Consider the following 23720-nt stretch of genomic DNA (forward strand, 5'->3'; position numbering starts at 1 on the left):
TTTACAATACGCGGGTTTTGCCCCGTGCCGTGTCCCGCCTCGGCCCTTCGTCCACGACACACTCGACACCCTGCAACAGCAATGAGCAATCAGTCCCCCTGGATTCTGCCGGCCGGCATCGACGAGGTCCTGCCCGCGCAGGCACGCCGCATTGAGCGCGTTCGCACCCGGATGCTCGAAACCTTCGATCGCTGGGGGTACGAGCTGGTCGTTCCGCCGATGGTGGAGTTCATCGACACCCTGTTGGTCGGCACCGGCGAGGACCTCGACCTCGAGACGCTCAAGGTCACCGACGGCCTGTCCGGTCGCCAGCTCGGCGTGCGTGCCGACATGACCCCGCAGGTCGCGCGGATGGATGCCCACAGCCTGCCGTCGGTCGACGAGCGCCGGCTGTGCTACATCGGCACGGTGATCCGTGCCAAGACGGACGGGCTGGGCGGCTCGCGCGCGCCGATGCAGGTGGGTGCCGAGCTGTTCGGCAGCGACGGCCCGGAGGCGGACGTCGAGGTCATCTCGCTGATGACCGAGGCGCTGGCGGTCGGCGGCTGCCGGCAGATGACGCTGGATCTCGGGCACGTGGGCGTCTTCCGCGCGCTGGTGCGCGCCGCGGGCCTCGACGAGGCGCGCGAGGATCAGCTGCGTGACGCGCTGACCCGCAAGGCCGTGCCCGAGATTCGCCAGACGCTCGCCGGCTGGTCGCTGGAGGCATCGCTCGTCGAGGCGATCGAGGCACTCTGCGACCTGCACGGCCCCTGGCAGGCCACGCTCGAGTCCGCCGTACAGCGCCTGAACGGGCTGCTGGATGCCGAGGGGCGGGCCGCGCTGGATCGCCTGGCCACCGTGGCCGAGGCCATCGATGCCCGTGTCGACGGCGAGGTGCTGGTCGACCTGTCCGAATTGCACGGCTACCACTACCAGACCGGGCTGGTTTACGCGGCCTACTCGCCGCGCATGGGGCGCGAGATTGCCCGCGGCGGTCGCTACGACGATATCGGCCAGGTGTTCGGCCGTTCGCGTCCGGCGTTGGGCTTCTCGCTCGACCTGCGCGACCTGTTGGGCGAGGACGATGACGAGGCGCCGGCGGGCCCGACGGTCTACGCACCGGCGCGCCTCAACGACGCGGCCCTCGACCGGGCGGTGGCCGACCTGCGCGGCAAGGGCTACCGCGTGATCACGACGAAATCGATTCCCGACGGCGCCGCGCAGCTGGTCGCCGTCGATGACGGACAAACACAAACTTGGCAGCTAACGGGTGAATAGGACCATGGGTAAGAGTGTGGTCGTCCTCGGGTCCCAGTGGGGCGACGAGGGCAAGGGCAAGGTCGTCGACCTGCTGACGGAGAACGTCGGCGCGGTCGTACGCTTCCAGGGCGGGCACAACGCCGGTCACACCCTGGTGATCGACGGCGAGAAGACCGTCCTGCACCTGATTCCCTCGGGCATCCTGCGCGAAGGCGTCAAGTGCCTGATCGGTAACGGCGTGGTGCTGGCCCCGGACGCGCTGATCGAGGAGATCGAGCAGCTCGAGTCGCGCGGCGTGCCGGCCTCCGATCGCCTGATGCTTTCCGAGGCCTGCCCGCTGATCCTGCCGCATCACGTCGCGCTCGATAAGGCGCGCGAACACGCCCGCGGCGAGCAGAAGATCGGCACCACCGGCCGCGGTATCGGTCCGGCCTACGAGGACAAGGTGGCGCGGCGCGGCATCCGCCTCGAGGACATCTTCCACCGCGAGCGCCTGGCCGCGAAGCTGGGCGAGGTGCTCGATTACCACAATTTCGTGCTGCGCCAGTACTTCGGCGCCGAGGCGATCGACTTCCAGCAGACGCTCGATCGCCTGCTGGCCCAGGCCGAGATCCTCGCGCCGATGGTCGGCGACGTGCCGGGCACGCTCGCGCAGATGCGAGCGCAAGGCCGCAACCTGATGTTCGAGGGCGCCCAGGGCACCTTGCTGGACATCGATCACGGCACCTACCCGTACGTCACCTCCTCGAACACCACCGCCGGCGGGGCCTCCACCGGCAGTGGCGTGGGGCCGCTGGAGCTCGACTACGTGCTGGGCATCACCAAGGCCTACACCACGCGCGTAGGCGGCGGGCCGTTCCCGACCGAGCTCGAGGACGAGATCGGCGAGCGGCTGGCCAAGCGTGGCCACGAGTTCGGCTCGACCACCGGTCGGGCGCGTCGCTGCGGCTGGTTCGATGCCGTGGCACTGCGCCGGGCGGTGCAGATCAACAGCCTCTCGGGCCTGTGCCTGACCAAGCTCGACGTGCTCGACGGCATGGAAGAGGTGCGGATATGCATCGGCTATGAGATCGAGGGGCAGCGCATCGAGAGCGCGCCGTTCTCGGCCGACACCTACTCGCGCTGCGTGCCGATCTACGAGTCGATGCCAGGCTGGTCGCAGACCACCGTCGGCGTGAAGGACGTCGACGGCCTGCCGGCCGAGGCGCGCGCCTACATCCGCCGCATCGAGGAGCTGACCGGCGTGCCGGTCGACCTGATCTCGACCGGGCCGGACCGCGAGGAAACCATCGTGTTGCGGGACCCGTACGACGCCTGAGCGTCGGTCCCGGCCTCGTTTCGACCCGCCCGCCGAAAAATCGGTGGGTCGCAGGTCTTTATTTCTGCGCAAAAATCCGTAAAATCGCGCCACTTGAATTTCCCTCGGTGAATTGCCGAGGCTGCGAGATCGGTCAGATGGCTGGCCGGCGTCGTCGTCGACGCAGTCTGGCAGTCACTACTCCAACAGGAATCGTTAAGCGTTATGGTCAAGATTCGTCTGGCTCGTACTGGTGCCAAAAAGAAGCCCTTCTACCACGTCGTCGTCACCGACAAGCGCAACGCGCGTGACAGCGGCTCGTACGTCGAGCGTCTCGGGTTCTTCAACCCGGTCGCCCGTGGTCAGGAAGAGCGTCTGCGCTTGGACCTCGACCGCCTCGCCTTCTGGCAGGATCGCGGTGCGCAGACCAGCGAGCGCGTTGCTTCCCTGGTCCGCCAGAGCAAGAAGCAGGCGACTGCTGCCGCCGAGTAAGCGGTGACGGCGTCGACGGAACCGGTCGATCCGGTCGTCATCGCCCAGCTCGGTCGTCCCTACGGGATCAAGGGCTGGGTGTGGCTGCAGGTGTTCACTCGACCGATCGAGAACATCAAGCGGTACCGTGACGTCACCCTGCGCACCGAGCGCGGCGAGACGCGCCCGGCGCAGTTCGAGAAGCTGACGGTCCACCCCAAGGGCGTGACCGTCAAGATCGCCGGCTTCGACGACCGCACGGCGGTCGAGACGCTGGGACGGGCCGAGGTGGTGGTCGACCGCGAGGCACTGCCGCCGGCCGGCCCGAACGAGTACTACTGGCGCGACCTGATCGGTTGCGAGGTGGTGCACCTCTCCGGCCAGGTGCTGGGTGAGGTGAAGGACATGATGGAGACCGGCGCGAACGACGTGCTGGTCGTCCAGGGGGATCGGGAACGATTGATTCCCTTTCTCCCCGACGAGGTCATCCACGCGGTCGACCTCGACGAGCGTCGGATCGAGGTCGACTGGGACCCCGACTTCTGATGCGGATTTCGGTGGTGACCCTGTTCCCCGAACTGGTGGACGCGGGGAACCGCTGCGGCATGGTCCGCTCCGCGATCGAGAAGGAAAGGCTGACCGTGGCGGGTTACAACCCGCGCGACTGGTCGACCGATCGCAACCGTCGGGTCGACGATCGTCCATTCGGCGGCGGGCCGGGCATGCTGTTGCAGCCTGGCCCGATCAGTGGGGCGATCGACGCGGCGGTGGCCGAGACCGACGCGGCGCGGCCGCTGGTCGTGGCGCTCTCGCCCCAGGGGCAGCGGCTCGATCGTCACGTGATCGCCGACTGGGCCGAGAGGGAACAGCCACTGGTGCTGGTCTGTGGCCGCTACGAGGGCTTCGATCAGCGGATACTCGACTCCCGGGTGGACGTCGAGTACTCCCTCGGCGACCTGGTGCTCTCCGGGGGCGAGCTGGCGGCAATGGTGGTGGTCGATGCGATCGCCCGTCGCCTGCCCGACGTGGTCGGGGACGCGCAGTCGGTGGTCGAGGACTCGTTCGAGGCCGACCGGCTGGATCACCCGCACTACACGCGGCCGCCGGAGTGGGAGGGCCGCGGGGTGCCGGCGGTGCTCTCCAGCGGCGATCACCGGCGGATTGCCGAGTGGCGGGCCGAGCAGGCCCTGATGACCACGGCCCGGCGGCGACCGGACCTATTTTTGCAACACGGGCCGACCGACAACGAGCGGGCGGCACTGGAAAGACACTGGCTCGCGGGCAGCGATGACGACCCCGGCCAACAGACACGCGATTGATAACAGGTGGCGGAAAATGAGCGAGATCATCAAGAAAATCGAAGCCGATCAAATGACCCGCGAGGTGCCGGAGTTCGGCCCCGGCGACACGGTTTCCGTCGACGTTCGGGTAACCGAGGGTGACCGTGAGCGTCTGCAGGCGTTCGAGGGTGTCGTGATTGCCAAGCGCAACCGCGGCCTGAACTCCTCGTTCACCCTGCGCAAGATCTCCTACGGCGAGGGCCTGGAGCGTGTCTTCCAGACCTACAGCCCGCAGATCGCCTCGATCACGGTCAAGCGTCGCGGCGACGTCCGTCGCGCCAAGCTGTACTACCTGCGTGGTCGTACCGGCAAGGCCGCTCGTATCCGCGAGCGTCTGGGCTGACCGTTTCGGCCGACCCAGCCCCAGGGCTGACCAGAAACCCCCGCACCATCGGTGACGGGGGTTTCGCTTTTTCAGGCGTGGTAAAAGCGGCCTGCGTCGACCGGAGAAGCCATGAGTGAGCAGTGGATCGTCGGGATCGACGGTTGCCCCGGCGGGTGGGTGGCAATCGCCCAGGTAGAGGAGCAGGTCGATGAAAGGGGCTCCACGTCAACGGTGCGTGCGCTGGTCGCCCCGCGCCTCGATGACCTGCTGGGCAAGTTTGCCGACTTGCGCCGGGTGGGCATCGACATGCCGATCGGCTTGTCGGACGACGAGCCGCGCGCATGCGACCGAGAGGCGAGGGGATTGCTCGGCGCGAGGGGCTCATCGGTCTTTCCCGCCCCGTTGCGCCCGGCCCTGGCGGCCACCACGCACGCCGAGGCCTCTTCGCTCTCCCGGCAATCGGGTGGAAAGGGCGTGTCCGCGCAGGCCTGGAACCTCTTCGCGAAGGTTCGCGAACTCGACGAGCTGTTGAGCCGTGACCTCGCCTGGCGCGAGCGTGTGGTCGAGGTGCACCCCGAGCTTTCCTTCCTCGCCATGAACCGGGGCGAACCGCTGCCGGCTTCCAAGCACCGTATCGAAGGCATCTATCGCCGTCGGGCATTGATCGCCGAGGCCTTCGGCTCGCCGGCGATCGACTCGGCCGTGACCCAGCTGGCCGGCACCCGGGTGAAGGAGGACGACATGCTCGATGCCTTTGCCGTGCTCTGGAGTGCGCGTCGACACGCGGCCGGTGCGGGCGCCTGCCTGCCGAGCGACCCGCCGCGCGATGCCTGCGGTCTGCCCATGCGGATCGTCTACTGAGCTGCGTTCGTCCGAGTGGGTCACCGCGATGGCCTTGAAATCCCGCCCGACGTCCCTATCTCCACCGCGTTGACGGCGACCGCCTGGTGCGACCGTCCGCCGTATTCGAAACCGAGCGACAACACGGAGAACCGCTTCCATGAGTCAAGCCCAGACGCATGCCTTCCAGACCGAGGTGAAGCAGCTGCTTCGTCTGATGATCCACTCGCTGTACTCCAATCCCGAGGTCTTTCTCCGCGAGCTGATCTCGAATGCCTCGGATGCCTGCGACAAGCTGCGTTTCGAGGCGTTGGCCGATGACGGCCTCTACGAGGACGACAAGGACCTGCGCGTGCGGGTCTCCTTCGATGCCGAGAAGAAGACCGTCACCATCGATGACAACGGCATCGGCATGAACCACGAGGAAGTGGTCGAGCACATCGGCACCATCGCCCACTCGGGCACCAAGGCCTTCCTCGAGCAGCTCGAGGCGGACAAGCAGAAGGATGCAAACCAGATCGGCCAGTTCGGCGTGGGCTTCTACTCGGCCTTCATCGTCGCCGACCACGTCGAGCTGATCACCCGCCGCGCCGGCGTCGGTGCCGAGCACGGCGTGCGCTGGACCTCCACCGGCGAGGGCGAATACACCATCGAGACGGTCGACAAGCCCGAGCGGGGCACCCGCATCGTGCTGCACCTGCGCGAGGACCAGCAGGAATTCGCCGACGACTTCCGCCTGCGCTCGGTGATCCGCAAGTACTCGGATCACATCAACTTCCCGGTGCAGATGTGGGTGCCACCCAAGACCGACACGGACGAGGACGGCAACGAGACCGAGATCCCGGGGCGCTGGGAGACGGTCAACGACGCCAATGCGCTCTGGACCCGGCCGAAGAGCGAGATCACGGACGAGGAGTACACCGAGTTCTACAAGCACGTCTCCCACGACTGGGAGCCGCCGCTCGCCTGGGCGCACAACCAGGTCGAGGGCAAGGTCGAATACACCTCCTTGCTTTACGTCCCCAAGCGCGCGCCGTTCGACCTGTTCGAGCCCGAGCAGAGCCATGGCGTCAAGCTGTACGTCAAGCGCGTGTTCATCATGGACGACGCCGACAAGCTGATGCCGCGCTACCTGCGCTTCGTCCGTGGTGTGATCGACTCGGCCGATCTGCCGCTGAACGTCTCGCGCGAGATCCTGCAGTCCAACCGCGTGCTCGACACCATCCGTTCCGGTTCGGTTAAGCGCGTGCTCTCGCTGCTCGAGAAGATGGCCAAGAACGAGCCCGAGAAGTACGCCGACTTCTGGCAGACCTTCGGCCGCGTCTTGAAGGAGGGCGTCGGCGAGGACGTCGCCAACAAGGAGAAGATCGCCGGCCTGCTGCGCTTCGCCTCCACCAAGGGGCAGGACGAGGGTGCGAGTGACGCGGAGACGGTCTCGTTGGCCGACTACATCGAGCGCATGCCCGAGGACCAGGACGAGATCTACTACATCATCGCCGACTCCTACCAGGCCGCACTTGCCTCGCCGCACCTGGAGATCTTCCGCAAGAAGGGCATCGAGGTGCTGCTGCTCTCCGACCGCGTCGATGAGTGGGTGATGGCCCACCTGACCGAGTTCGACGGCAAGACTCTCAAGTCGGTCACCAAGGCCAAGATCGACGTCGACGAGGAAGACGAGGACGAGTCCGAGGAGGAGAAGCGGGAGCACGAGGCGCTGATCAAGCGACTCAAGGACACCCTGGGCGAGGAAGTGAAGGACGTGCGCCGCTCGCGTCGCCTGGTCGAATCCCCGGCGTGCCTGGTGACCGACGAGGGCGACGTCAGCCTGCACCTGCAGCGCATCCTCGAGCAGGCCGGGCAAGCGATGCCCGAGACCAAGCCGATCCTCGAGATCAATCCCGACCACCGGCTGCTCCAGCAGGCCGAGGGCGAGTCCGACGAGGCGCGCTTCGCCGACCTCGCGCACGTGCTTTACGGGCAGGCGATGCTCGCCGAAGGCGGCAAGCTAGCCGATTCGGCCGACTTCGTCAGTCGATTGAACCGGCTGCTCGCCTGACAGTCAGACCCGTCGACGGGTGCGTGACGTAACCGAGACCCCGGCCATGCCGGGGTTCTTTTTTGCGCCCCCGTCGGACCGCTGGTCACGCCGTGACCCGCACGGTTTTTATCCCATCACAAGCGTGCGATAATTATCCGATTTACCGGCTTGGGTTCTCACGATCTTGGTTCAGCAACGCACACTTCGAAACACCATCCGCGCCACGGGGATCGGTCTGCACACCGGCGAGCAGGTCCGCCTGACGCTGCGCCCGGCGCCCGTGGACAGCGGCATCGTCTTTCACCGGGTCGATCTCGGCAACGATGCGACGATCCCGGGTCACGCCTTCAATGTTGGTGAAACCCAGCTGTCGACGACGCTGGTCAAGGATGGCGTCAAGATTTCCACCGTCGAGCACCTGATGTCGGCGCTGGCCGGTCTGGGGATCGATAACTGCGTGGTCGAGATCGACGGCCCGGAAATGCCGATCATGGACGGCAGCGCCAGTCCGTTCGTCTTCCTGATCCAGTCGGCGGGCATCGAGGAGCAGGACGCCCACAAGCGATTCATCCGCATCCTCGAGCCGGTGGAGGTGGTCGACGGTGACCGCTGGGTGCGCTTTGATCCGCACGAGGGGTTCCGCGTGGCCATGTCGATCGACTTCAACCATCCGGTGCTGGACAAGTCCGCTCGCCTGGCGGAAATCGACTTCTCCTCGACCAGCTTCGTCAAGGAAGTCGCCCGGGCGCGGACCTTCGGTTTCATGAGCGATCTCGAGATGATGCGCTCGCGCAACCTGGCGCTGGGCGGCTCGGTCGACAACGCCATCGTGGTCGGCGAGGAGCACATCCTCAACGAGGACGGCCTGCGTTACGGCGACGAGTTCGTCAAGCACAAGATCCTCGATGCCATCGGCGATCTCTACCTGCTCGGCTGCAGCGTGATCGGCAGCTTCACCGGCCACAAGTCGGGCCATGCGCTGAACAACCAGCTGCTGCGCGCGCTGCTGGCCCGGGAGTCGGCCTACGAGGTGGTCACCTTCGAGAACGAGGAGCCGCCCCCGGTGTCGTTCTCCCGCCCGGCGGCACAGATTGCTGAGTGAGGCCACGTTGGCCGAAACCAGCGCGACGCAAACCAGGGCCACGCAAATCAGGGCGTGAAGTGCGACCGACGAGACCCGGCTGATGCCGGGTCTTCTTTTTTGCCCCGGCCGGATGCGGTCGCCCGGTGGACAGGGGCGGCCGCTTGGGTAAAACTACCTCGCGATTTGTATCGACAGGATCGTCGAACGCTCGCCGGTCGGGAAGACCGGCGGTAGCAACCAACCACAAGGAGAAGTGCCATGGGCTACATGCCTCGCCTGGGCAGCCTGCTGGGGCTGCGTACCAAGTCTGCGGACCGTCGTCGCGGTCGTCGTTACGAGGCCTCGCGCGGTCTGCGCATCCTGGTCATCGATGATTCCAAGACGGTGGTCAAGATACTCAGCCGGATGCTCAGCCAGAACGAGTTCGAGCCGATCGTCGCCGGCGATGCCGAGACCGGCCTGGAACTCGCCCGCCAGTACCCGCCCGACCTGATCTTCCTCGATATCCTATTGCCCGGCATGAACGGCTTTGCCGCCCTGCGCCGACTGCGCCAGGACCCGGCGACCGCGGACGTGCCCGTGATCATGATCAGTGGCGACGAGCAGTCGATGGCCCGCATGGTGCTCGACCGGCTCGGGTCGGACGACTTCATGAAAAAGCCCTTCGGGCGCGCCGAGGTATTCACCCGGATCGAGGGGCTGGTACGCAACGGGCGATTGCCGCAACGACTCAATCCCTCGGCATTCGATCGCCAGGCGATCTGATCGACCCGGCTGCCGTCGCGACCGGAGGGGGTGTGCCGTGAATGCCGCCGACTACGACCAGTGGTATCGATCCGGTCACGGGCAGTGGATCGGTGAGCGCGAGACGGCCCTGATCCGGGGTTGTCTCTCGCCCCGGTCGGGGGAGTCGTTGCTCGACGTCGGTTGCGGCACCGGTTTCTTCACCCGGGCGCTGGGCGCGTCGATCGACGGGTTGGTGGTCGGCGCGGACATCGATGCCGACTGGTTGGCGTATGCCCGTGACCAGGATCGAACGGGTGCCTGCTACGAGCGCGCCGATGCCCGGGCCCTGCCGCATGCCGACAAGGCCGTCGACCTGGTTACGGCGATTACGGTGCTCGACTTCATCGACGAGGACGCCGCGGCGGTGGCCGAGATGGTCCGTGTCGCGCGCCGCCGGGTGGTCATCGGGGTGCTCAACCGCAACAGCCTGCTCTGGTGTCAGAAGGGCTGGGATGGCGGTCGTGGCGGTTACGCCGGGGCACGCTGGTACACACCGGCCGACGCCCGGCGACTGTTCGAGGGCTTGCCGGTTGCGCGCATACGCGTGCAAACCGCGATCGTCCTGCCGGGCGGTGGTCGCTTCGCCCGCTGGCTGGAGCGACACTGGCCGGCGTGGTTGCCGTGCGGCGGGGTGATCCTGCTGAGCGCCGACTGTCGACGCGATTGAGTCGTTTCGACGGGGTCGCCAGGCTCCGGCTTTTCGGCCCCGTCGTTCGGCGGGTCAGTGGTTCGCGTCGTCGGGGTTGATGGCGCGGGACAGACGCTGCAGCGCGCGGGCGAGCTCCTCGCCTTCGTGCACCGAGGCAAGCACGTCCAGGGCCTGGCTGCCGGTGCGTGACGGCTCGCGCTCGACCCGGGGGCGTTCACGTCGCGTCGGGGCGTTGGCCGGGGCCACGCGCACCCGGATCGAGGCTGGCCGGGGGGCGCCGGGATGCGCGTCGAGCGCGCGATGCAGGCGGGCCAACAGGTCGGGGGCCTCGAAACGCATCCGGCTTGCCATCGCGGCACTGCCCACGCCCAGCGTCAGGGTGTGTTCATCGACGTTGATGACCTGTACCGCCTGACCCGAGCGCCCGGAGACCAGGCCATCGATGATGGCCTGGTAGGCCCGGATGAGCGCGACCCGGTCGAGAATGCCGGCCAGGGCGGGGTTGTTCAGGCGGTAGCGTTCGAGATTCATCGCGCGGCCTTCGTGACGGGGTTGTGACGGGCGCCAGCAACGGCCCGCCGCCTATCATTATCCACGCATCTGCCGTAAGATTCAGCGCATTTGCCAAGGAATCGTTCGGGTTCTGCGCGCGGTCCCGGTCCGGTGATTTTTCTCGTCGGACCGACCGCCGAGCGGCCGCCTTTTCGGCCGGTCATCCGGCCCTGCCGACCCCGTCGGTTCCTCACTTTTCGCGCGCCGGCTCGGCGCGGTTTGTCGAAACATGGGATAGGACATGATTGCATCGTTTGCAGCCAAGGTTTTCGGTACGCGCAATGACCGTCAGGTCAAGAAGCTCAGGAAACGCGTCACGGAGATCAACGCCCTCGAGGAGGCGACGCAGGCCCTGTCCGACGAGGAGCTGAAGGGACGCACCGAGGAATTCCACCAGCGCTGGTCCGACGGCGAGAGCCTCGATTCGCTGCTGCCCGAGGCCTTCGCGGTCTGCCGGGAGATGAGCCGCCGCGTGATGGGCATGCGGCACTTCGACGTCCAGCTGATCGGTGGCATGGTCCTGCACGAGGGCAAGGTCGCCGAGATGAAGACCGGCGAGGGCAAGACCCTGGTCGCGACGCTCGCCGTCTACCTCAACGCGATCACCAAAAAGGGCGTGCACGTCGTCACGGTCAACGACTACCTCGCCAAGCGTGACGCCGAGTGGATGGGGCGCATCTACACCGCGCTGGGGCTGACCGTTGGGACGGTGGTGCCGGGGATGGATGCACGCGCCAAGCGCGATGCCTATCAGTGTGACGTCACCTACGCCACCAACAACGAGCTCGGCTTCGATTACCTGCGCGACAACATGGCGTTCTCGTCCGAGCAGATCATGCAGCGCGATCCGGTCTACGCGATCGTCGACGAGGTCGATTCGATCCTGATCGACGAGGCGCGCACCCCGTTGATCATCTCCGGCCCCGCGGCCGATTCCTCGGCGACCTATCACACCATCAACGGCCTGATCCCCGAGCTCAAGCGTCAGGCGCGCGAAGAGCCCAAGGACGACGAGCCGCCGCTGACCGACGAGGAGCGCGGCGACTTCACCGTCGACGAGAAGAACAAGCAGGTCTTCCTCACCGAGCAGGGCTTCGACAAGGCCGAGGAACTGCTGGTCCAGGCCGGGCTGCTGGAGGAAGGCGAGTCGCTCTACGATTCGCACAACATCATGCTCCTCTCGCACCTGACCTCGGCGCTGCGGGCGCACGCGATCTACAAGCGCAACGTCGACTACATCGTCAAGGGTGACGACGTGATCATCGTCGACGAGTTCACCGGCCGCACGCTGGCCGGGCGGCGCTGGTCCGAGGGCCTGCACCAGGCCATCGAGGCGAAGGAGGGCGTGACGATCAAGCCCGAGAACCAGACGCTCGCCTCGATCACCTTCCAGAACTACTTCCGCCTGTACCCGAAGCTGGCCGGCATGACCGGTACCGCCGAGACCGAGGCGCGCGAGCTGGGCGAGATCTACGGCCTGGACGTGGTGCAGATCCCGACCAACCGTCCGATTCAGCGCATCGACCATGGCGATCTCGTCTTCCTCACCGCGCAGGAGAAGTTCGAGGCCATCACCAAGGACGTGCAGGCCGCGCGCGAACGCGGGCAGCCCACGCTGGTCGGCACCGCCTCGATCGAGGCCTCCGAGCTTGTCTCCGAGGCACTGCAGAAGGCCGGCGTGCCGCACAACGTGCTCAACGCCAAGAACCACATGAGTGAGGCCGAGATCATCGCCGAGGCCGGTCGACCCGGTGCCGTGACCATCGCCACCAACATGGCTGGCCGCGGCACCGACATCGTGCTGGGCGGCAATCTGGAGCAGGAACTGCTCGAGCTCGGCCCGGACGCCTCCGACGAGGAGCGCGACCGCGTGCGTCGCGAGTGGGAAAAGCGCCACGAGCAGGTGCTGGAATCCGGTGGCCTGCACGTCGTGGGCACCGAGCGTCACGAATCGCGCCGGATCGACAACCAGTTGCGCGGCCGTGCCGGTCGTCAGGGGGATCCGGGTTCGACCCGCTTCTTCCTGTCGCTCGAGGACAGCCTGATGCGGGTGTTCGCGTCCGATCGCGTCTCCGGGTTGATGAAGCGGCTCGGCATGAAGCCGGGCGAGGCCATCGAGCACCCCTGGGTCTCGCGCGCGATCGAGAACGCCCAGCGCAAGGTCGAGGGTCACAACTTCGACATGCGCAAGCACCTGCTCGACTACGACAACGTCGCCAACGAGCAGCGCAAGGTCATCTACGAGCAGCGTCGCGCGGTCATGGCAACCACCGACACCCGCCCGATCATCGAGTCGATGCGACGCGAGGTGCTCGCCGAGCGCTTCCGTCGCTACGTGCCGTTCGGTGCGCTCGAGGAGATGTGGGACATCGAGGGTCTGACCGCCCACCTCAAGGACGACTTCGGCCTCGACCTGCCGATCCAGAAGTGGCTGGACGAGGACGACGATCTGCACGACGAGACCCTGCTCGACAAGATCATCGACACCGCCCAGCGCCACTACGAGGCCAAGGAAAAGCTGGTCGGCGAAGACAACATGCGCCAGTTCGAGAAGGGCGTGCTGCTGCAGGTGCTCGATGCCCAGTGGAAGGAGCATCTCGCGGCGATGGACTACCTGCGCCAGAGCATCGGGCTGCGCGGCTACGCGCAGAAGAACCCGACGCAGGAGTACAAGCGCGAGGCGTTCGAGATGTTCGGCAAGATGCTCGACGACATGAACTACGAGATCGTCCGCACGCTCACCCGCTTGCAGATCGCCGCCCCCGAGGGCATGGAGCAGGAGGACATCAACTCCATGCTCGATGAGCTGGTCGACAACCCGCGCGTCGACCCGAGCCAGCTGCGCACCCGCCACGAGTCGGTGTCGACCTTCGCCGAGCCCGAGGAGCCGGCCGCACCCGCCCGTCCGTCCGGGCAGGCCGAGGGCGGCAACGAGCCCCCCACGCGCCCGGTGCGCCGCGAGAACCCCAAGATCGGTCGCAACGATCCGTGTCACTGCGGGTCGGGCAAGAAGTACAAGCACTGCTGCGGCAAGCTCTGATCAAGCCGGCGGGCGCCTGCCGGTAACAACGTCTGCTCAGGAGACAGGGAATGAAACGTCTGATTGTTGCCGTGCTGGTCGTGCTCGTGGCGGTGTTGGCCGCGGCGCCGTTCGTTACCGGCCACGTCATGGAAAACACGCTGGCCGAGGTCGAGCGCTTCCCGGGGACGCGTGATGCGCTGGAGTTGGAGGTGACCGACTACCAGCGTGGCTATCTCGAGTCCCGTGCCGAGTCCGAGTTGTGGTTGCGTCTGCCGGAGCAGGAGCCGGTGCGCGTGATGTTGACCCATCGCATCGACCAGCTGCCCGGCATCGACGGGCGCTACGCCACCGTTCACACGACCTGGGAGCCGGCCGACCCGGAGCTGCGCGACGAGCTGGCCGAGGTGTTCGGTGACGATGCCGAGTTCACCCTCGCCACGGCCCTGTACCCGACCGGCGCGAGCCATTCGACCGGTCGTATCCCGTCGGTCGAACGGGACGGGGTCGATTTCTCCGGGGCCGACATTCGGCTCGACACCAAGGCCGATGGCCGCTTCGACTATCGCCTCGAGGGCGAACGACTGGCGATCGACGACGAGGCCGAGGGCGTGGAGGCCGGTTCGGCCGTCGTCTCCGAGGGCTTGCGCCTGATCGCCTCCGGCCAGGTTGCCGAGGACGGGTTCGTCTGGGACAGCGAGGGGCGTTTCGAGCTCGATCGCCTCGAGATCGACCAGGACAGCGAGCAGGGCTGGGTCGAGGACTTCGTCCTGCGATTCGACTCGGCGCGCGAGGAGGACCGCTGGGGGTTTGCGGTCGACTACCAGGTCGGTGACGCGGTCATCCAGGACGAGTCGTTTAGCGATGCGCAGATGCGACTGGCGGTCGAGCGGCTCGATGCCGGCGCGGTGCGTGCGCTGGTCGAACGCATGGAGACCTTGCAGGCGTTGGCCGCGCGAGGGGCGGCGATCGACGAGGCATTCACGGATGCCGTGATGGCCGAACTGCCCGCCCTGATGCAGCACGGTCCCCGGATTGCGCTCGAGCCGTTGCGGGCGACGACCGCCGAGGGTGACACCGAGATCCGGCTGGCCGCGGAATTGCCCGCCGGCATGAGCAAGGGCGAGCCCAATCCGATGATGTGGATGGCCATGGTCAGCGCCCTGGTGATCGAGGGCAGTCTTGAGATGCCGATTGCGCTGCTGGAAAAATCCGCGGCAGCGCGTGGTCAGCGTGTCGGCGTGGTCGAGGAGCAGCTCGCGCCGCTGGTCGCGCAGGGCTGGGTCCGCGTCGAGGACGGCGTGGTCGCGACCACCGTCGATTTCCGTCAGGGCAATCTCGAACTCAACGGCACGTCGGCCAACCAGTTGCTGAACATGGCCTTCGGCGGCTGAAAAGCACAGCAAGTCAGGAGAGCAAGGCATGAGCGTTGGATTGACCGCCCCGGCCGCCGGGGAGCTGCGTCCGATTCCCGGCATCCGCATCGGTATCGCCCAGGCCGGCGTGCGCAAGGCCAACCGTGACGATCTGGCCGTGATGCTGTTGCCCGAGGGGGCGACCATGGCGGGCGTGTTCACCCAGAACCGCTATTGCGCCGCGCCGGTCATCATGTGCCGCGAGCGGCGCGAGAGCGATGTCGCCCCGAGGGCACTGGTGATCAACACCGGCAATGCCAACGCCGGCACGGGCGCCGACGGCATGGCGCGTGCCGAGTCCGTCTGCCACGCGCTGGCCCATCGCCTGGGCTGCGACGATCGGGCCGTCTGGCCGTTTTCCACCGGCGTGATCATGGAGACGCTGCCCTCCGAGAAGCTCATCGACGCGCTGCCCCAGGCGGTGGCCGAGGCGGTCGAGGACAACTGGCTGCGCGCCGCCTCGGCGATCATGACCACCGACACCATCCCCAAGGGGCGCTCGCTGACCCGCCTGATCGGCGGGGCGTCGGTGACGATCACCGGCATCGCCAAGGGCTCGGGGATGATCCATCCCAACATGGCCACCATGCTCGGCTACATGGGTATCGACGCCCGGGTGCCGAAATCGGTACTGCAGTCGATCCTCGACGAGGTGACCGAGGAGAGCTTCAACCGGGTGACCGTCGACGGCGACACCTCCACCAACGATGCCTTCATGCTGATTGCCAACGGTCGGGAGGGCAGCCTCGAGGTCACCGGCATCGACGACCCGAACTACGCGCCGCTGCGTGACGCGGTCGCCGAGGTGGCGGTCTTTCTCGCCCAGGCCCTGGCGCGTGACGGCGAGGGGGCGACCAAGTTCGTCACCATCGAGGTCAGTGGCGGGCGCGACCGGGCCGAGTGCCGCCTGGTGGGCAAGGCGATCGCGCACAGCCCGCTGGTCAAGACCGCGCTGTTCGCCTCCGACCCCAATCTGGGCCGCATTCTCGCGGCGGTCGGTTACGCCGGCATTGACGACCTCGACGTCGGCAACGTCAGCCTGTGGCTGGGCGACGTGCGCGTGGTGGTCGACGGCGGGCGCGACCCCGAATACGTCGAGGCCGAGGCGGCTGCCGTGATGGCCGAGCCCGAGATCACCATGCATGTCGATCTCGGCCGCGGCACGGCCGTCGATCAGGTCTGGACCTGCGACTTCTCCTACGACTACGTCAAGATCAACGCCGAGTACCGCTCCTGAGCGCGATGGACCGGCCGCGGACCGACATCGTCCTGGGATTGCTGCGCGAGCCGGACGGCCGCGTCTGGACCGAGGTCCGCCCCGACGGCAAGCACCTGGCCGGGTTGCGCGCCTTCCCCGGGGGCAAGCGTCGGGCAGGCGAAGCGCTGCGGGACGCACTTGCTCGGGAGCTCGACGAGGAAATCGGCATCCGGGTGCAGCGCGCCCGGCGGGTGATCACGCTCAACTGGGATTACCCCGACCGCCATCTGCGCTTGATCGGCTTCGAGGTCACCCGCTGGACGGGACAGCCGCGCTCGGTCGAGGGACAGCAGCTGGCGGCCGAGCCGCTCGATCGTGACGCGCGCGCCGATTGGCTGGCGGCCATGCCGCCGGCCAATCGTGGCCTGGTCAACGCCCTGGTCCTGCCGCGCTGCCTTGCCATTACGCCCCCGGTTGGCGCCGACGGGGTGACTGTCTGGCAGGCGGGCGTCGAATCCCGCCTGCCGTCACTGCCGGCGCCGATGCTGGTCAACCTGCGGCCCGGTGATGCCGCCAACGCCGACCTGCCGTGGCCGGCATTGGCCCGGGCCGTGCTGGCGGCCGGGCACTGGCCGGTGGTCAACCCGCCTGGTGACCGGCCGTGGCCCGAGGGACTGGACCCGCGTGTCGGGCTGCATCTCAACCACGCCCGGCTGCTTTCGATGTCTGCCCACGCCGTGCGGGAGAGGCAGGCGCGCGGTCACCTGGTGAGCGCCGCGGTACACGATCGCGCCACCCTCGAACGGGCCATCGAATTGGCCGTCGACCTGATCACCGTCTCGCCACTGCGGGAGACCGCAACGCACCCGGGGGCGTCGGGCATGGGCTGGGCGGCGTTCGCGGGCCTCGCGGCGGCCGCCCCCATGCCGGTGTACGCGCTCGGCGGGGTCGGGCCGGATGACCTGCCGCGCATCTGGCGGCGTGGCGGGTTCGGCGTGGCCTCGATCTCGGCCTTCTGGTGTGCGCGGTTCGCGGAGAGAGGAGAGACCCAATGAGCATGAAACAGGCGAAATGGCTGGTGGCCACGCTGCTGGTCCTCGGCGTGCTGACCTACCTGTGGGGGCGCGCACCGGGCAAGCTGACCACCGACACCCCGGTGAGCGGGTCGTTGACCGAGGTGGCGGTACCGACCGATTGCGAGCTCAAGGGCGAGGGGTGCGAGGTCGCGATCGAGGGGCTGGGTTCGTTCCTCGTTAGCCTGCCGGAAACCGTCGTGCCGCTGGAAAAGGCGGTGTTCCGCGTCGTGCCGCAAGGCGAGACCGGCAAGGCGGTCGGCGAGATCCGGGTCGATTTCAAGATGGTCGGCATGGACATGGGCATCAATGCCTACCGGCTGGATCGACTGGCCGACGGGCAGTACCGCGCGGAGGTGATCCTGCCGGTCTGCACCACCGATCGCAGCGACTGGCTCGCCAATCTGAGCATTCGCAGTACCGAGGGCGCCTATCTGCTGCGCCTGCCGTTCCAGGTCGACCGGTCCCGACCGTCCGGCGACGACTGAGCCGGAGTCGGTCGAGCGTCAGTCGCCCGGGCTGAGGCGCCGCAGCAGCACGTAGAGTGCGCCGGTGCCACCGTCGTGCGGTGGCGCCGAGCAGAAGGCGACCACGTCGTCGCGCTGGGGTAGCCAGCGATTGAGCAGGGTCTTCAAGACCGGCTGGCCGTCGGCCGAACGGTAGCCCTTGCCATGAACGATACGCACGCAGCGACGCATCTGGCCGCGTTCGCTGCGGATAAAGTCACCGACTTCCTGACGCGCCTGCTCGACGGTCAGTCCATGCAGGTCGAGCGAGGCGGAGACGCTGTAGCCGCCGCGTTTGAGCTTGCGCAGGATGGCCTTCTGCACCCCGGGACGGACGTACTGCACCTGCTCGCCCTGCTCGGGGGCGTCTGCCAGGTCGCTGACGCCGAAGGCGTCGACCATCTGGTCGAAGTCGGCCTCGGGCCGCGGGCGGGCGCTGACCCGCGGGCGCTCGGGCTCGACCCGCTCGTCCTCGATCGGGTCGACCGGGCCGACGGCGTCGAGGAACAGGGCGCGATCTTCCGGATCGATGCGGGACTCGTCGTTCATGCGCGCATCATAGCCTCCACCGCGGGCGGCCTGCACGCCTTCGAACCGCGGGTGCCTGCTGAATTGGTGCCCGGCAGGCGGTATCCTTGTCGCTATCCCATTCCTAAGACGAGCAATCGATGCACATCCTGTTGAGCAACGACGACGGTTACCTCTCCCCCGGCCTGAACGTGCTGGCCGAACGCCTGGCTCGTTTCGCCACGGTGACGATCGTCGCGCCGGATCGAGATCGCAGCGGGGCGTCGAACAGCCTCACGCTCTCCCGGCCGTTGCGCCCGCGCCAGCTCGAGGAGCGGCTGTGGGTGATCGACGGCACGCCCTCGGATTGCGTTCACCTGGGCATCAAGGGCTTGCTGCCCGAGATGCCCGACCTGGTGGTCTCCGGCATCAACCACGGCGCGAACCTCGGTGACGACGTGCTGTATTCCGGCACGGTCGCGGCGGCCAGCGAGGGGCGGGCACTGGGTCTGCCGGCGATCGCGGCCTCCTGCCAGTCCTTCGCGCCCGAATACCTCGAGTCCGCCGCCCACTGGGTCGAGTGGCTGATTCGTCGGCTCGGCAACCACCCGTTGCCGGCCTACACCTTGCTCAACGTCAACGTGCCCGATGCGCCGCTGGAGCAAATCCACGGGGTGCGAGCCACGCGGCTGGGTCGGCGCCACCCCTCCGGCCAGCTGGTCAAGGACACCGACCCGCGCGGGCGCGAGATCGTCTGGATCGGCGCGGCCGGCGAAGCAGAGGATGCCGGCGAGGGCACGGATTTCCACGCCCTGTCGGCGGGCTGGGTGTCGGTAACGCCGATTCATTTCGATATGACCCGCCACGAGGCCATGCCGGCTGTCGAGCAGTGGCTGGCCTGAGGGCGGGGGTCGTGATTCGACGCAACTACCAGTGGGCGCGCCAGGCCATGCTCGACCGGCTGGTCTCGCAGGGGATTCGTGCCCAGCCGGTGCTCGATGCGATGGCGGCCGTGCCGCGTGAGGCGTTTGTCGACGAGGTGCAGAGCGTGCGGGCCTACGAGGACTGTTCCCTGCCCATCGGCCAGGGACAGACCCTGTCGCAGCCCTACATCGTGGCGCGCATGACCGAGCTGGTCATGGCCGGCGAGCCGCGTCTCAGGCGCGTGCTGGAGGTGGGCACCGGCTCGGGCTACCAGGCGGCGGTGCTCGCCCAGCTGTGCCAATCGGTGTTCACCGTCGAGCGTATCGGTGCCTTTCTCGAGCAGGCCAAGGCTCGGCATCGCGCGCTGGGGCTGCTCAATATCCGCTACATGCATCGTGATGGTTTCAAGGGCTGGCCTTCGCAGGCGCCGTTCGAGGCCATCGTGGTGACGGCCGCACCCGATGCCGTGCCCCCGGAGCTCAAGGAGCAGCTCGCCATCGGGGGGCGGCTGGTGATCCCGGTCGGTGCGCAGGGCGGGGGGCAGAAGCTGACCGTGATCACTCGACTGGCCGACAACGAGTACCAGACGCGCTGGTACGATCTGGTGTCGTTCGTGCCACTCCTGCCGGGTTCGCTTGCATGACCAACCGCATCGTCCCGGCGCATCAACCTGTCGACCCGAGGTGTCCATGAGGCTGTTCGGCCCCCTGTATGACCGTGTCCTGGCCTGGTCGGCCCATCGCCGGGGGCCGGCGTTGCTTGGCGCGTTGAGCTTCGCGGAATCCTCGTTCTTCCCCATCCCGCCGGACGTGATGCTCATGCCGATGGCGCTGGCGCGGCCGCGCTGCTGGTGGGGATTCGCCCTGATCGCGACGCTCGGCAGCGTGCTCGGTGGGGTGCTGGGCTACCTGATCGGCTTCTGGGCGATCGAGGCGATCGAGCCCTGGCTGGCCGAGTCGCATTACGCCGAGGGGTTCGACCGGGCCCGCGACTGGTTCGCCGAGTGGGGCTTCTGGGCGGTGCTGGTGGCCGGCTTCTCGCCGATCCCCTACAAGGTGTTCACCATCGCCGCCGGGGCCTTGACGATGAATCCGTTGGGTTTCGTGGTCGCGTCCTTTGTTGGTCGCGGCTCCCGCTTCTTTCTCGTCTCCGGCCTGGTGGCTTGGGCGGGGCCCCGCATTGCGCCCACGCTGCGCCGCTACATCGAGTGGCTGGGCTGGCTGTTCGTGGCCGCGTTGCTGGTCGCCATCGGTATCTGGCAGTTGATGTAGCGCATGCGTATCGCTGGCCCCGTCCTCGCATCCTCGCGTCTGCGCCGACTGGCGGCGGTGGGCTTGCTGTCAGGGCTGTTTCTGCTGCAGGGCTGCGCCACGCCCACCGACTACCGCAGCTGGGAGCGTGGCCAGCCGGTGTATTACGTCAAGGGGGGTGACACCCTCTATTCGATTGCCGTGGCCAACGATCTCGACTGGCAACGCCTGGCCCGCTGGAACGGCATTTCCAACCCTCGCCACCTAAAGATCGGCCAGCGCCTGCGGCTGAGCCCGCCCGGTGGAGGCGGTGCGATCAGTGCCGGGCGCAGCAGTGCCCCCGCCGCCTCGAGGACGCCGGTCAAGACGGCGTCCAACGCGACCAAGCCGAGAAGCTCGACGCCGGCCGCCTCGCCGGTAAGCTGGAAGTGGCCCTTGGAAGGCCGGGTGCTGCACCGTTTCCCCGAGGGAGCGCCGGCCCAGAAAGGCGTGATCCTGGCGGCGGCCATCGACACCCCGGTGCGGGCGGCGGCTGGCGGTCGAGTGGTCTATTCCGGTGATGGGCTGCCGGGTTACGGCAACTTGGTGATCGTCAAGCACAACGCCGATTGGCTCTCGGCCTATGCCTACAACAAGAGCCTTGCCGTCGCCGAGGGTGACGAGGTCCGTTCCGGCCAGACCATCGCCCGGGTCGGCGCGCGGGATCACCGCAAGCCGGAGCGGGGCGGTCACCTGTTGTTCCAGATCCGGCGGCAGGGCAAGCCGGTCGATCCCGAGCGTTACCTGCCATAAGCCCTATCCAGCGCCGGTTGGACGGGCCCCCTCGATCGGTTGGCTGTCGACCGCCAATGCGGTTCGTCTCCCGCGGGGCGTCCAGCCCTCCTTCGGTTTGCGTTTCTCGTCGCCGCCGTTCGTGTCGTGATACCCGCCACTAGCGTTCACGCCGATCGTCCACCGGCCTTCGTCGCCGTGACACCGCGACGGCTTGAAAAACTTTGACCGGGTTCCCATGTCGCAATCATCAGGGACGCGATCGATGGATTGATCGGAGGGGTGTAAACCTGTGTACATGTCTTGTACACCTATGCGCCCCATCGCGTGCGGCATGCGCACTTGCAGACGCCCGATCCAGCTGCTTGTCTGGCTTAAATCTCAATAAATCGAAATTGTAATGTTGTTTTATTCGATTCCATAGGGATTGATCGCCCCAAACGATTGTGCAAAGGTTGTACACAGATTGGCTCAACGACAATCGCAACCAAACGAGGGAGCAGGACATGGCACAGGCAATCGTCAACGACAGCATTACCCAGGTCGATCCCGCCAAGGTGGATGAGCTGGCTGCCGCTCCGGCGGAATCCACGATCGACCCTCGCGAGGCGAAGAAGGCGGGTGCGAGCGAATCGTCGGAGTTTGCGCGCAATTTCAACGTGGCCGACTCCGAGGCCCCCGATCCGGTTCGCCTCTACCTGAAGGACGTCGAGACCGAACGCCTGCTGACGCCCGCCGAGGAAGTCGACTTCGCCCGCCGCGCACAGGCCGGCGAGGAGTGGGCGCGTCAGAAGATGATCGTCTGCAACCTGCGTCTGGTGATCAAGCTTGCCCGCCGCTACATCAATCGCGGTCTCGACCTGCTCGACCTAATCGAGGAAGGTAACCTCGGCCTGATGCGGGCGGTGGAGAAGTTCGACCCCGAGCGCGGGTTCCGTTTTTCCACCTACGCCACCTGGTGGATCCGCCAGACCATCGAGCGCGCGCTCATGAACCAGGCACGCACGGTGCGTTTGCCGGTCCACGTGGTCAAAGAAGTGCATTCCTACAACCGGGCCGCCCGCAAGATCGCCCAGAGCCAGAACGGCGACGTGCGCCCCGAGCAGATCGCCGAGCACCTCGACAAGCCGGTCAAGGACGTGCTCAAGGTCATGTCCTACAACGAGCGCGAATCCTCGTTCGACAGCCCGCTCAAGGGCGACGGCGAGTTCTCCCTGCTGGACATGGTGCCCGACGAGAACAGCCAGTTGCCCGAAGACGAGCTGCAGGACGATGGCGTCATGCACCTGCTCGATCGGCTGATCGACAAGCTCGACGGCAAGCAGCGCGAGGTGCTCATGCGCCGCTACGGGCTGCGTGGTCACGAGCCGGCCACACTCGAGCAGGTGGGTAGTCTCCTGGGCTGCACCCGCGAACGGGTACGCCAGATCCAGCTCGAGGCCGTGCGTCGCCTCAAGCAGTTCGCCGCCAGCGAAGGCGTGACGGCGGACGTGATCTTCAGCGAGTGACCACCCGACGTGCCTGATCCCTGCGGTGAGGGGGGATTCGATTCGCCCCTCGATTGCTTTTGACCGCCCTGCCGCTCGGCAGCCGGCGGTCTTTTTGTATCTGCTTAGGACAGGTCTGCGCGAATGCCATGACACTCTGGCTTGGCGAGCCGTTCGTGATCAAGGCGCGCAGAGCGGTATCGCATGCGTGCAGACCGTCCTTCAGGGCATATGGATTCACTGGCTAATAGTTGGAGGTGGGTGGCGGGGCTGGCAAAATGAGCGGACGCTGATCGACCTAGGTCGGCGAGACAATCAAGGGGTCCCGCATGAGCGATACGAAAACGGAATTCGACATCTGCGCCGAGGATCGGGTGCCCGTGCTGCTGCATCGGGTCGACCAACTCTGGCGGCAATTACTCGACCATGAGCTTGCCCATCATGGCCTGAGTCAGGCCAAGTGGCGCACCATGGCCATCCTGTCGCTGTACCCGGAAGGCCTGATCCAGTCGGAACTGGCCGAGGAACTCGGTATCGAGGGACCGTCGCTGGTGGCGATGATCGATCGCCTCTCGCGCGACGAATGGGTCGAGCGGGTGCAGTGCGGGACCGACCGACGGTGCAAGATCATTCGCCTGACCGAGCGTTCCCTGCCGCTGATCGACGAGATCCGGGCAAGCGCCGAGAAGCTCTACGCCCGCACCTTCGCCGAGGTGGACGTGCCCGGCGTGAGCATCCCGGACGTCGAGCGTTTCTTCGTCGCCCTGCGCGATCGCCTGTTCGACAACCTGCCCGAGAAAAAGCGCCAGCAGCGTCGTCGCAACCTGGCGCGGGCCGCTTCGGAGGGCTGAACGGCCCGAATCCGCGTGCCGGGTCGAGCGATCGATCCGGGCGATAACGAAAAACACCCCCGATCATGGCTTGGGCCATGCCGGGGGTGTTTGCC

General features: G+C 66.9%; 24 protein-coding genes. 22 read left to right on the forward strand and 2 right to left on the reverse strand.

Features of this window, described 5'->3' with window-relative positions; genetic code table 11:
• Positions 1-81 precede the first annotated feature (81 nt).
• The 11 genes from LV475_RS04690 to LV475_RS04740 all read left to right on the forward strand — a co-directional run bounded on the left by LV475_RS04690 (position 82) and on the right by LV475_RS04740 (position 10090).
• The gene (locus LV475_RS04690) at positions 82-1260 is read left to right on the forward strand and encodes an ATP phosphoribosyltransferase regulatory subunit (protein WP_250105834.1); all 1179 of its coding nucleotides are present in this window, start codon (positions 82-84) and stop codon (positions 1258-1260) included.
• A gap of 4 nt (positions 1261-1264) precedes the next feature.
• Positions 1265-2560 (forward strand): adenylosuccinate synthase, encoded by a 1296-nt coding sequence (locus LV475_RS04695; RefSeq protein WP_250105835.1) that lies wholly within the window; start codon positions 1265-1267, stop codon positions 2558-2560.
• A 204-nt stretch (positions 2561-2764) separates the two neighbouring features.
• The gene (gene rpsP / locus LV475_RS04700) at positions 2765-3031 is read left to right on the forward strand and encodes a 30S ribosomal protein S16 (protein ID WP_250105836.1); all 267 of its coding nucleotides are present in this window, start codon (positions 2765-2767) and stop codon (positions 3029-3031) included.
• 3 nt (positions 3032-3034) lie between these two features.
• Positions 3035-3556: a ribosome maturation factor RimM gene (gene rimM, locus LV475_RS04705; RefSeq protein ID WP_250105837.1), complete on the forward strand. Its 522-nt coding sequence runs from the start codon at positions 3035-3037 to the stop codon at positions 3554-3556.
• Complete coding sequence (trmD, locus tag LV475_RS04710) at positions 3556-4329, forward strand: tRNA (guanosine(37)-N1)-methyltransferase TrmD (protein WP_156574827.1); 774 nt, start codon at positions 3556-3558, stop codon at positions 4327-4329. Before rimM ends, trmD begins: the two co-directional genes overlap by 1 nt.
• A 16-nt stretch (positions 4330-4345) precedes the next feature.
• Positions 4346-4693, forward strand: a complete 348-nt coding sequence (gene rplS / locus LV475_RS04715; RefSeq protein ID WP_136866463.1) for a 50S ribosomal protein L19 — start codon at positions 4346-4348, stop codon at positions 4691-4693.
• A 111-nt stretch (positions 4694-4804) separates the two neighbouring features.
• Positions 4805-5536: a DUF429 domain-containing protein gene (locus tag LV475_RS04720; RefSeq protein WP_136866461.1), complete on the forward strand. Its 732-nt coding sequence runs from the start codon at positions 4805-4807 to the stop codon at positions 5534-5536.
• A gap of 139 nt (positions 5537-5675) precedes the next feature.
• Entirely contained in the window at positions 5676-7571 is a 1896-nt protein-coding gene (htpG, locus tag LV475_RS04725) for a molecular chaperone HtpG (RefSeq protein WP_250105838.1), read from the forward strand.
• 166 nt (positions 7572-7737) lie between these two features.
• Positions 7738-8655: a UDP-3-O-acyl-N-acetylglucosamine deacetylase gene (lpxC, locus tag LV475_RS04730; protein ID WP_136866457.1), complete on the forward strand. Its 918-nt coding sequence runs from the start codon at positions 7738-7740 to the stop codon at positions 8653-8655.
• 240 nt (positions 8656-8895) lie between these two features.
• A complete protein-coding gene (locus tag LV475_RS04735) occupies positions 8896-9402 on the forward strand; it encodes a response regulator (RefSeq protein WP_250105839.1) in 507 nt (168 codons plus the stop codon).
• A 37-nt stretch (positions 9403-9439) separates the two neighbouring features.
• A complete protein-coding gene (locus LV475_RS04740; RefSeq protein ID WP_250105840.1) occupies positions 9440-10090 on the forward strand; it encodes a class I SAM-dependent methyltransferase in 651 nt (216 codons plus the stop codon).
• A gap of 54 nt (positions 10091-10144) precedes the next feature.
• Here the strand turns inward: LV475_RS04740 and LV475_RS04745 are convergent, their stop codons facing one another.
• Positions 10145-10603 carry a DciA family protein gene (locus tag LV475_RS04745; protein WP_250105841.1) on the reverse strand — a complete coding sequence of 153 codons (459 nt, stop codon included), beginning with the start codon at positions 10601-10603 and terminating at the stop codon, positions 10145-10147.
• A gap of 262 nt (positions 10604-10865) precedes the next feature.
• Here LV475_RS04745 and secA point away from each other — a divergent pair, with 262 nt between their 5' ends.
• Genes secA through LV475_RS04770 form a run of 5 tightly spaced genes read left to right on the forward strand, consistent with a single transcriptional unit; the run spans position 10866 to position 17817 of the window.
• Complete coding sequence (secA, locus tag LV475_RS04750) at positions 10866-13664, forward strand: preprotein translocase subunit SecA (RefSeq protein ID WP_250105842.1); 2799 nt, start codon at positions 10866-10868, stop codon at positions 13662-13664.
• 50 nt (positions 13665-13714) lie between these two features.
• Positions 13715-15037: a DUF945 family protein gene (locus tag LV475_RS04755; protein ID WP_136866449.1), complete on the forward strand. Its 1323-nt coding sequence runs from the start codon at positions 13715-13717 to the stop codon at positions 15035-15037.
• Positions 15038-15065: 28 nt separating this feature from the next.
• Positions 15066-16295 carry a bifunctional glutamate N-acetyltransferase/amino-acid acetyltransferase ArgJ gene (gene argJ / locus LV475_RS04760; protein ID WP_136866447.1) on the forward strand — a complete coding sequence of 410 codons (1230 nt, stop codon included), beginning with the start codon at positions 15066-15068 and terminating at the stop codon, positions 16293-16295.
• A 5-nt stretch (positions 16296-16300) separates the two neighbouring features.
• Positions 16301-17311, forward strand: coding sequence for a thiamine phosphate synthase (locus LV475_RS04765; protein WP_136866445.1), 1011 nt, complete (start codon positions 16301-16303; stop codon positions 17309-17311).
• A complete protein-coding gene (locus LV475_RS04770; RefSeq protein ID WP_136866443.1) occupies positions 17308-17817 on the forward strand; it encodes a hypothetical protein in 510 nt (169 codons plus the stop codon). Before LV475_RS04765 ends, LV475_RS04770 begins: the two co-directional genes overlap by 4 nt.
• Before the next feature lie 18 nt (positions 17818-17835).
• Here LV475_RS04770 and LV475_RS04775 read toward each other — a convergent pair whose 3' ends face one another.
• Positions 17836-18384 (reverse strand): Smr/MutS family protein, encoded by a 549-nt coding sequence (locus LV475_RS04775; RefSeq protein ID WP_136866441.1) that lies wholly within the window; start codon positions 18382-18384, stop codon positions 17836-17838.
• Between the two features lie 119 nt (positions 18385-18503).
• Here LV475_RS04775 and surE point away from each other — a divergent pair, with 119 nt between their 5' ends.
• The 6 genes from surE to LV475_RS04805 all read left to right on the forward strand — a co-directional run bounded on the left by surE (position 18504) and on the right by LV475_RS04805 (position 23625).
• Positions 18504-19244 carry a 5'/3'-nucleotidase SurE gene (gene surE, locus LV475_RS04780; protein WP_136866440.1) on the forward strand — a complete coding sequence of 247 codons (741 nt, stop codon included), beginning with the start codon at positions 18504-18506 and terminating at the stop codon, positions 19242-19244.
• Positions 19245-19255: 11 nt separating this feature from the next.
• On the forward strand, positions 19256-19909 hold the full coding sequence (locus LV475_RS04785; protein ID WP_282097226.1) for a protein-L-isoaspartate(D-aspartate) O-methyltransferase: 654 nt from the start codon (positions 19256-19258) through the stop codon (positions 19907-19909).
• A gap of 46 nt (positions 19910-19955) precedes the next feature.
• Positions 19956-20537 (forward strand): YqaA family protein, encoded by a 582-nt coding sequence (locus LV475_RS04790; protein WP_136866437.1) that lies wholly within the window; start codon positions 19956-19958, stop codon positions 20535-20537.
• 3 nt (positions 20538-20540) lie between these two features.
• The gene (locus LV475_RS04795; protein ID WP_136866434.1) at positions 20541-21308 is read left to right on the forward strand and encodes a peptidoglycan DD-metalloendopeptidase family protein; all 768 of its coding nucleotides are present in this window, start codon (positions 20541-20543) and stop codon (positions 21306-21308) included.
• A gap of 485 nt (positions 21309-21793) precedes the next feature.
• A complete protein-coding gene (gene rpoS, locus LV475_RS04800) occupies positions 21794-22795 on the forward strand; it encodes an RNA polymerase sigma factor RpoS (protein ID WP_136866432.1) in 1002 nt (333 codons plus the stop codon).
• A 308-nt stretch (positions 22796-23103) separates the two neighbouring features.
• On the forward strand, positions 23104-23625 hold the full coding sequence (locus tag LV475_RS04805; RefSeq protein WP_136866429.1) for a MarR family winged helix-turn-helix transcriptional regulator: 522 nt from the start codon (positions 23104-23106) through the stop codon (positions 23623-23625).
• Positions 23626-23720 lie beyond the last annotated feature (95 nt).

This window comes from Guyparkeria hydrothermalis (assembly GCF_023555375.1).
In the GTDB taxonomy this organism is placed as follows: domain Bacteria; phylum Pseudomonadota; class Gammaproteobacteria; order Halothiobacillales; family Halothiobacillaceae; genus Guyparkeria; species Guyparkeria hydrothermalis.

Coding starts and splice junctions, on each gene's coding strand:
- LV475_RS04690 (WP_250105834.1), top strand. CDS start 82: ATGAGCAATCAGTCCCCCTGGATTCTGCCGGCCGGCATCGACGAGGTC.
- LV475_RS04695 (WP_250105835.1), top strand. CDS start 1,265: ATGGGTAAGAGTGTGGTCGTCCTCGGGTCCCAGTGGGGCGACGAGGGC.
- rpsP (WP_250105836.1), top strand. CDS start 2,765: ATGGTCAAGATTCGTCTGGCTCGTACTGGTGCCAAAAAGAAGCCCTTC.
- trmD (WP_156574827.1), top strand. CDS start 3,556: ATGCGGATTTCGGTGGTGACCCTGTTCCCCGAACTGGTGGACGCGGGG.
- rplS (WP_136866463.1), top strand. CDS start 4,346: ATGAGCGAGATCATCAAGAAAATCGAAGCCGATCAAATGACCCGCGAG.
- LV475_RS04720 (WP_136866461.1), top strand. CDS start 4,805: ATGAGTGAGCAGTGGATCGTCGGGATCGACGGTTGCCCCGGCGGGTGG.
- htpG (WP_250105838.1), top strand. CDS start 5,676: ATGAGTCAAGCCCAGACGCATGCCTTCCAGACCGAGGTGAAGCAGCTG.
- LV475_RS04735 (WP_250105839.1), top strand. CDS start 8,896: ATGGGCTACATGCCTCGCCTGGGCAGCCTGCTGGGGCTGCGTACCAAG.
- LV475_RS04745 (WP_250105841.1), bottom strand. CDS start 10,603: ATGAATCTCGAACGCTACCGCCTGAACAACCCCGCCCTGGCCGGCATT.
- secA (WP_250105842.1), top strand. CDS start 10,866: ATGATTGCATCGTTTGCAGCCAAGGTTTTCGGTACGCGCAATGACCGT.
- LV475_RS04755 (WP_136866449.1), top strand. CDS start 13,715: ATGAAACGTCTGATTGTTGCCGTGCTGGTCGTGCTCGTGGCGGTGTTG.
- argJ (WP_136866447.1), top strand. CDS start 15,066: ATGAGCGTTGGATTGACCGCCCCGGCCGCCGGGGAGCTGCGTCCGATT.
- LV475_RS04765 (WP_136866445.1), top strand. CDS start 16,301: ATGGACCGGCCGCGGACCGACATCGTCCTGGGATTGCTGCGCGAGCCG.
- LV475_RS04770 (WP_136866443.1), top strand. CDS start 17,308: ATGAGCATGAAACAGGCGAAATGGCTGGTGGCCACGCTGCTGGTCCTC.
- LV475_RS04775 (WP_136866441.1), bottom strand. CDS start 18,384: ATGAACGACGAGTCCCGCATCGATCCGGAAGATCGCGCCCTGTTCCTC.
- surE (WP_136866440.1), top strand. CDS start 18,504: ATGCACATCCTGTTGAGCAACGACGACGGTTACCTCTCCCCCGGCCTG.
- LV475_RS04790 (WP_136866437.1), top strand. CDS start 19,956: ATGAGGCTGTTCGGCCCCCTGTATGACCGTGTCCTGGCCTGGTCGGCC.
- LV475_RS04795 (WP_136866434.1), top strand. CDS start 20,541: ATGCGTATCGCTGGCCCCGTCCTCGCATCCTCGCGTCTGCGCCGACTG.
- rpoS (WP_136866432.1), top strand. CDS start 21,794: ATGGCACAGGCAATCGTCAACGACAGCATTACCCAGGTCGATCCCGCC.
- LV475_RS04805 (WP_136866429.1), top strand. CDS start 23,104: ATGAGCGATACGAAAACGGAATTCGACATCTGCGCCGAGGATCGGGTG.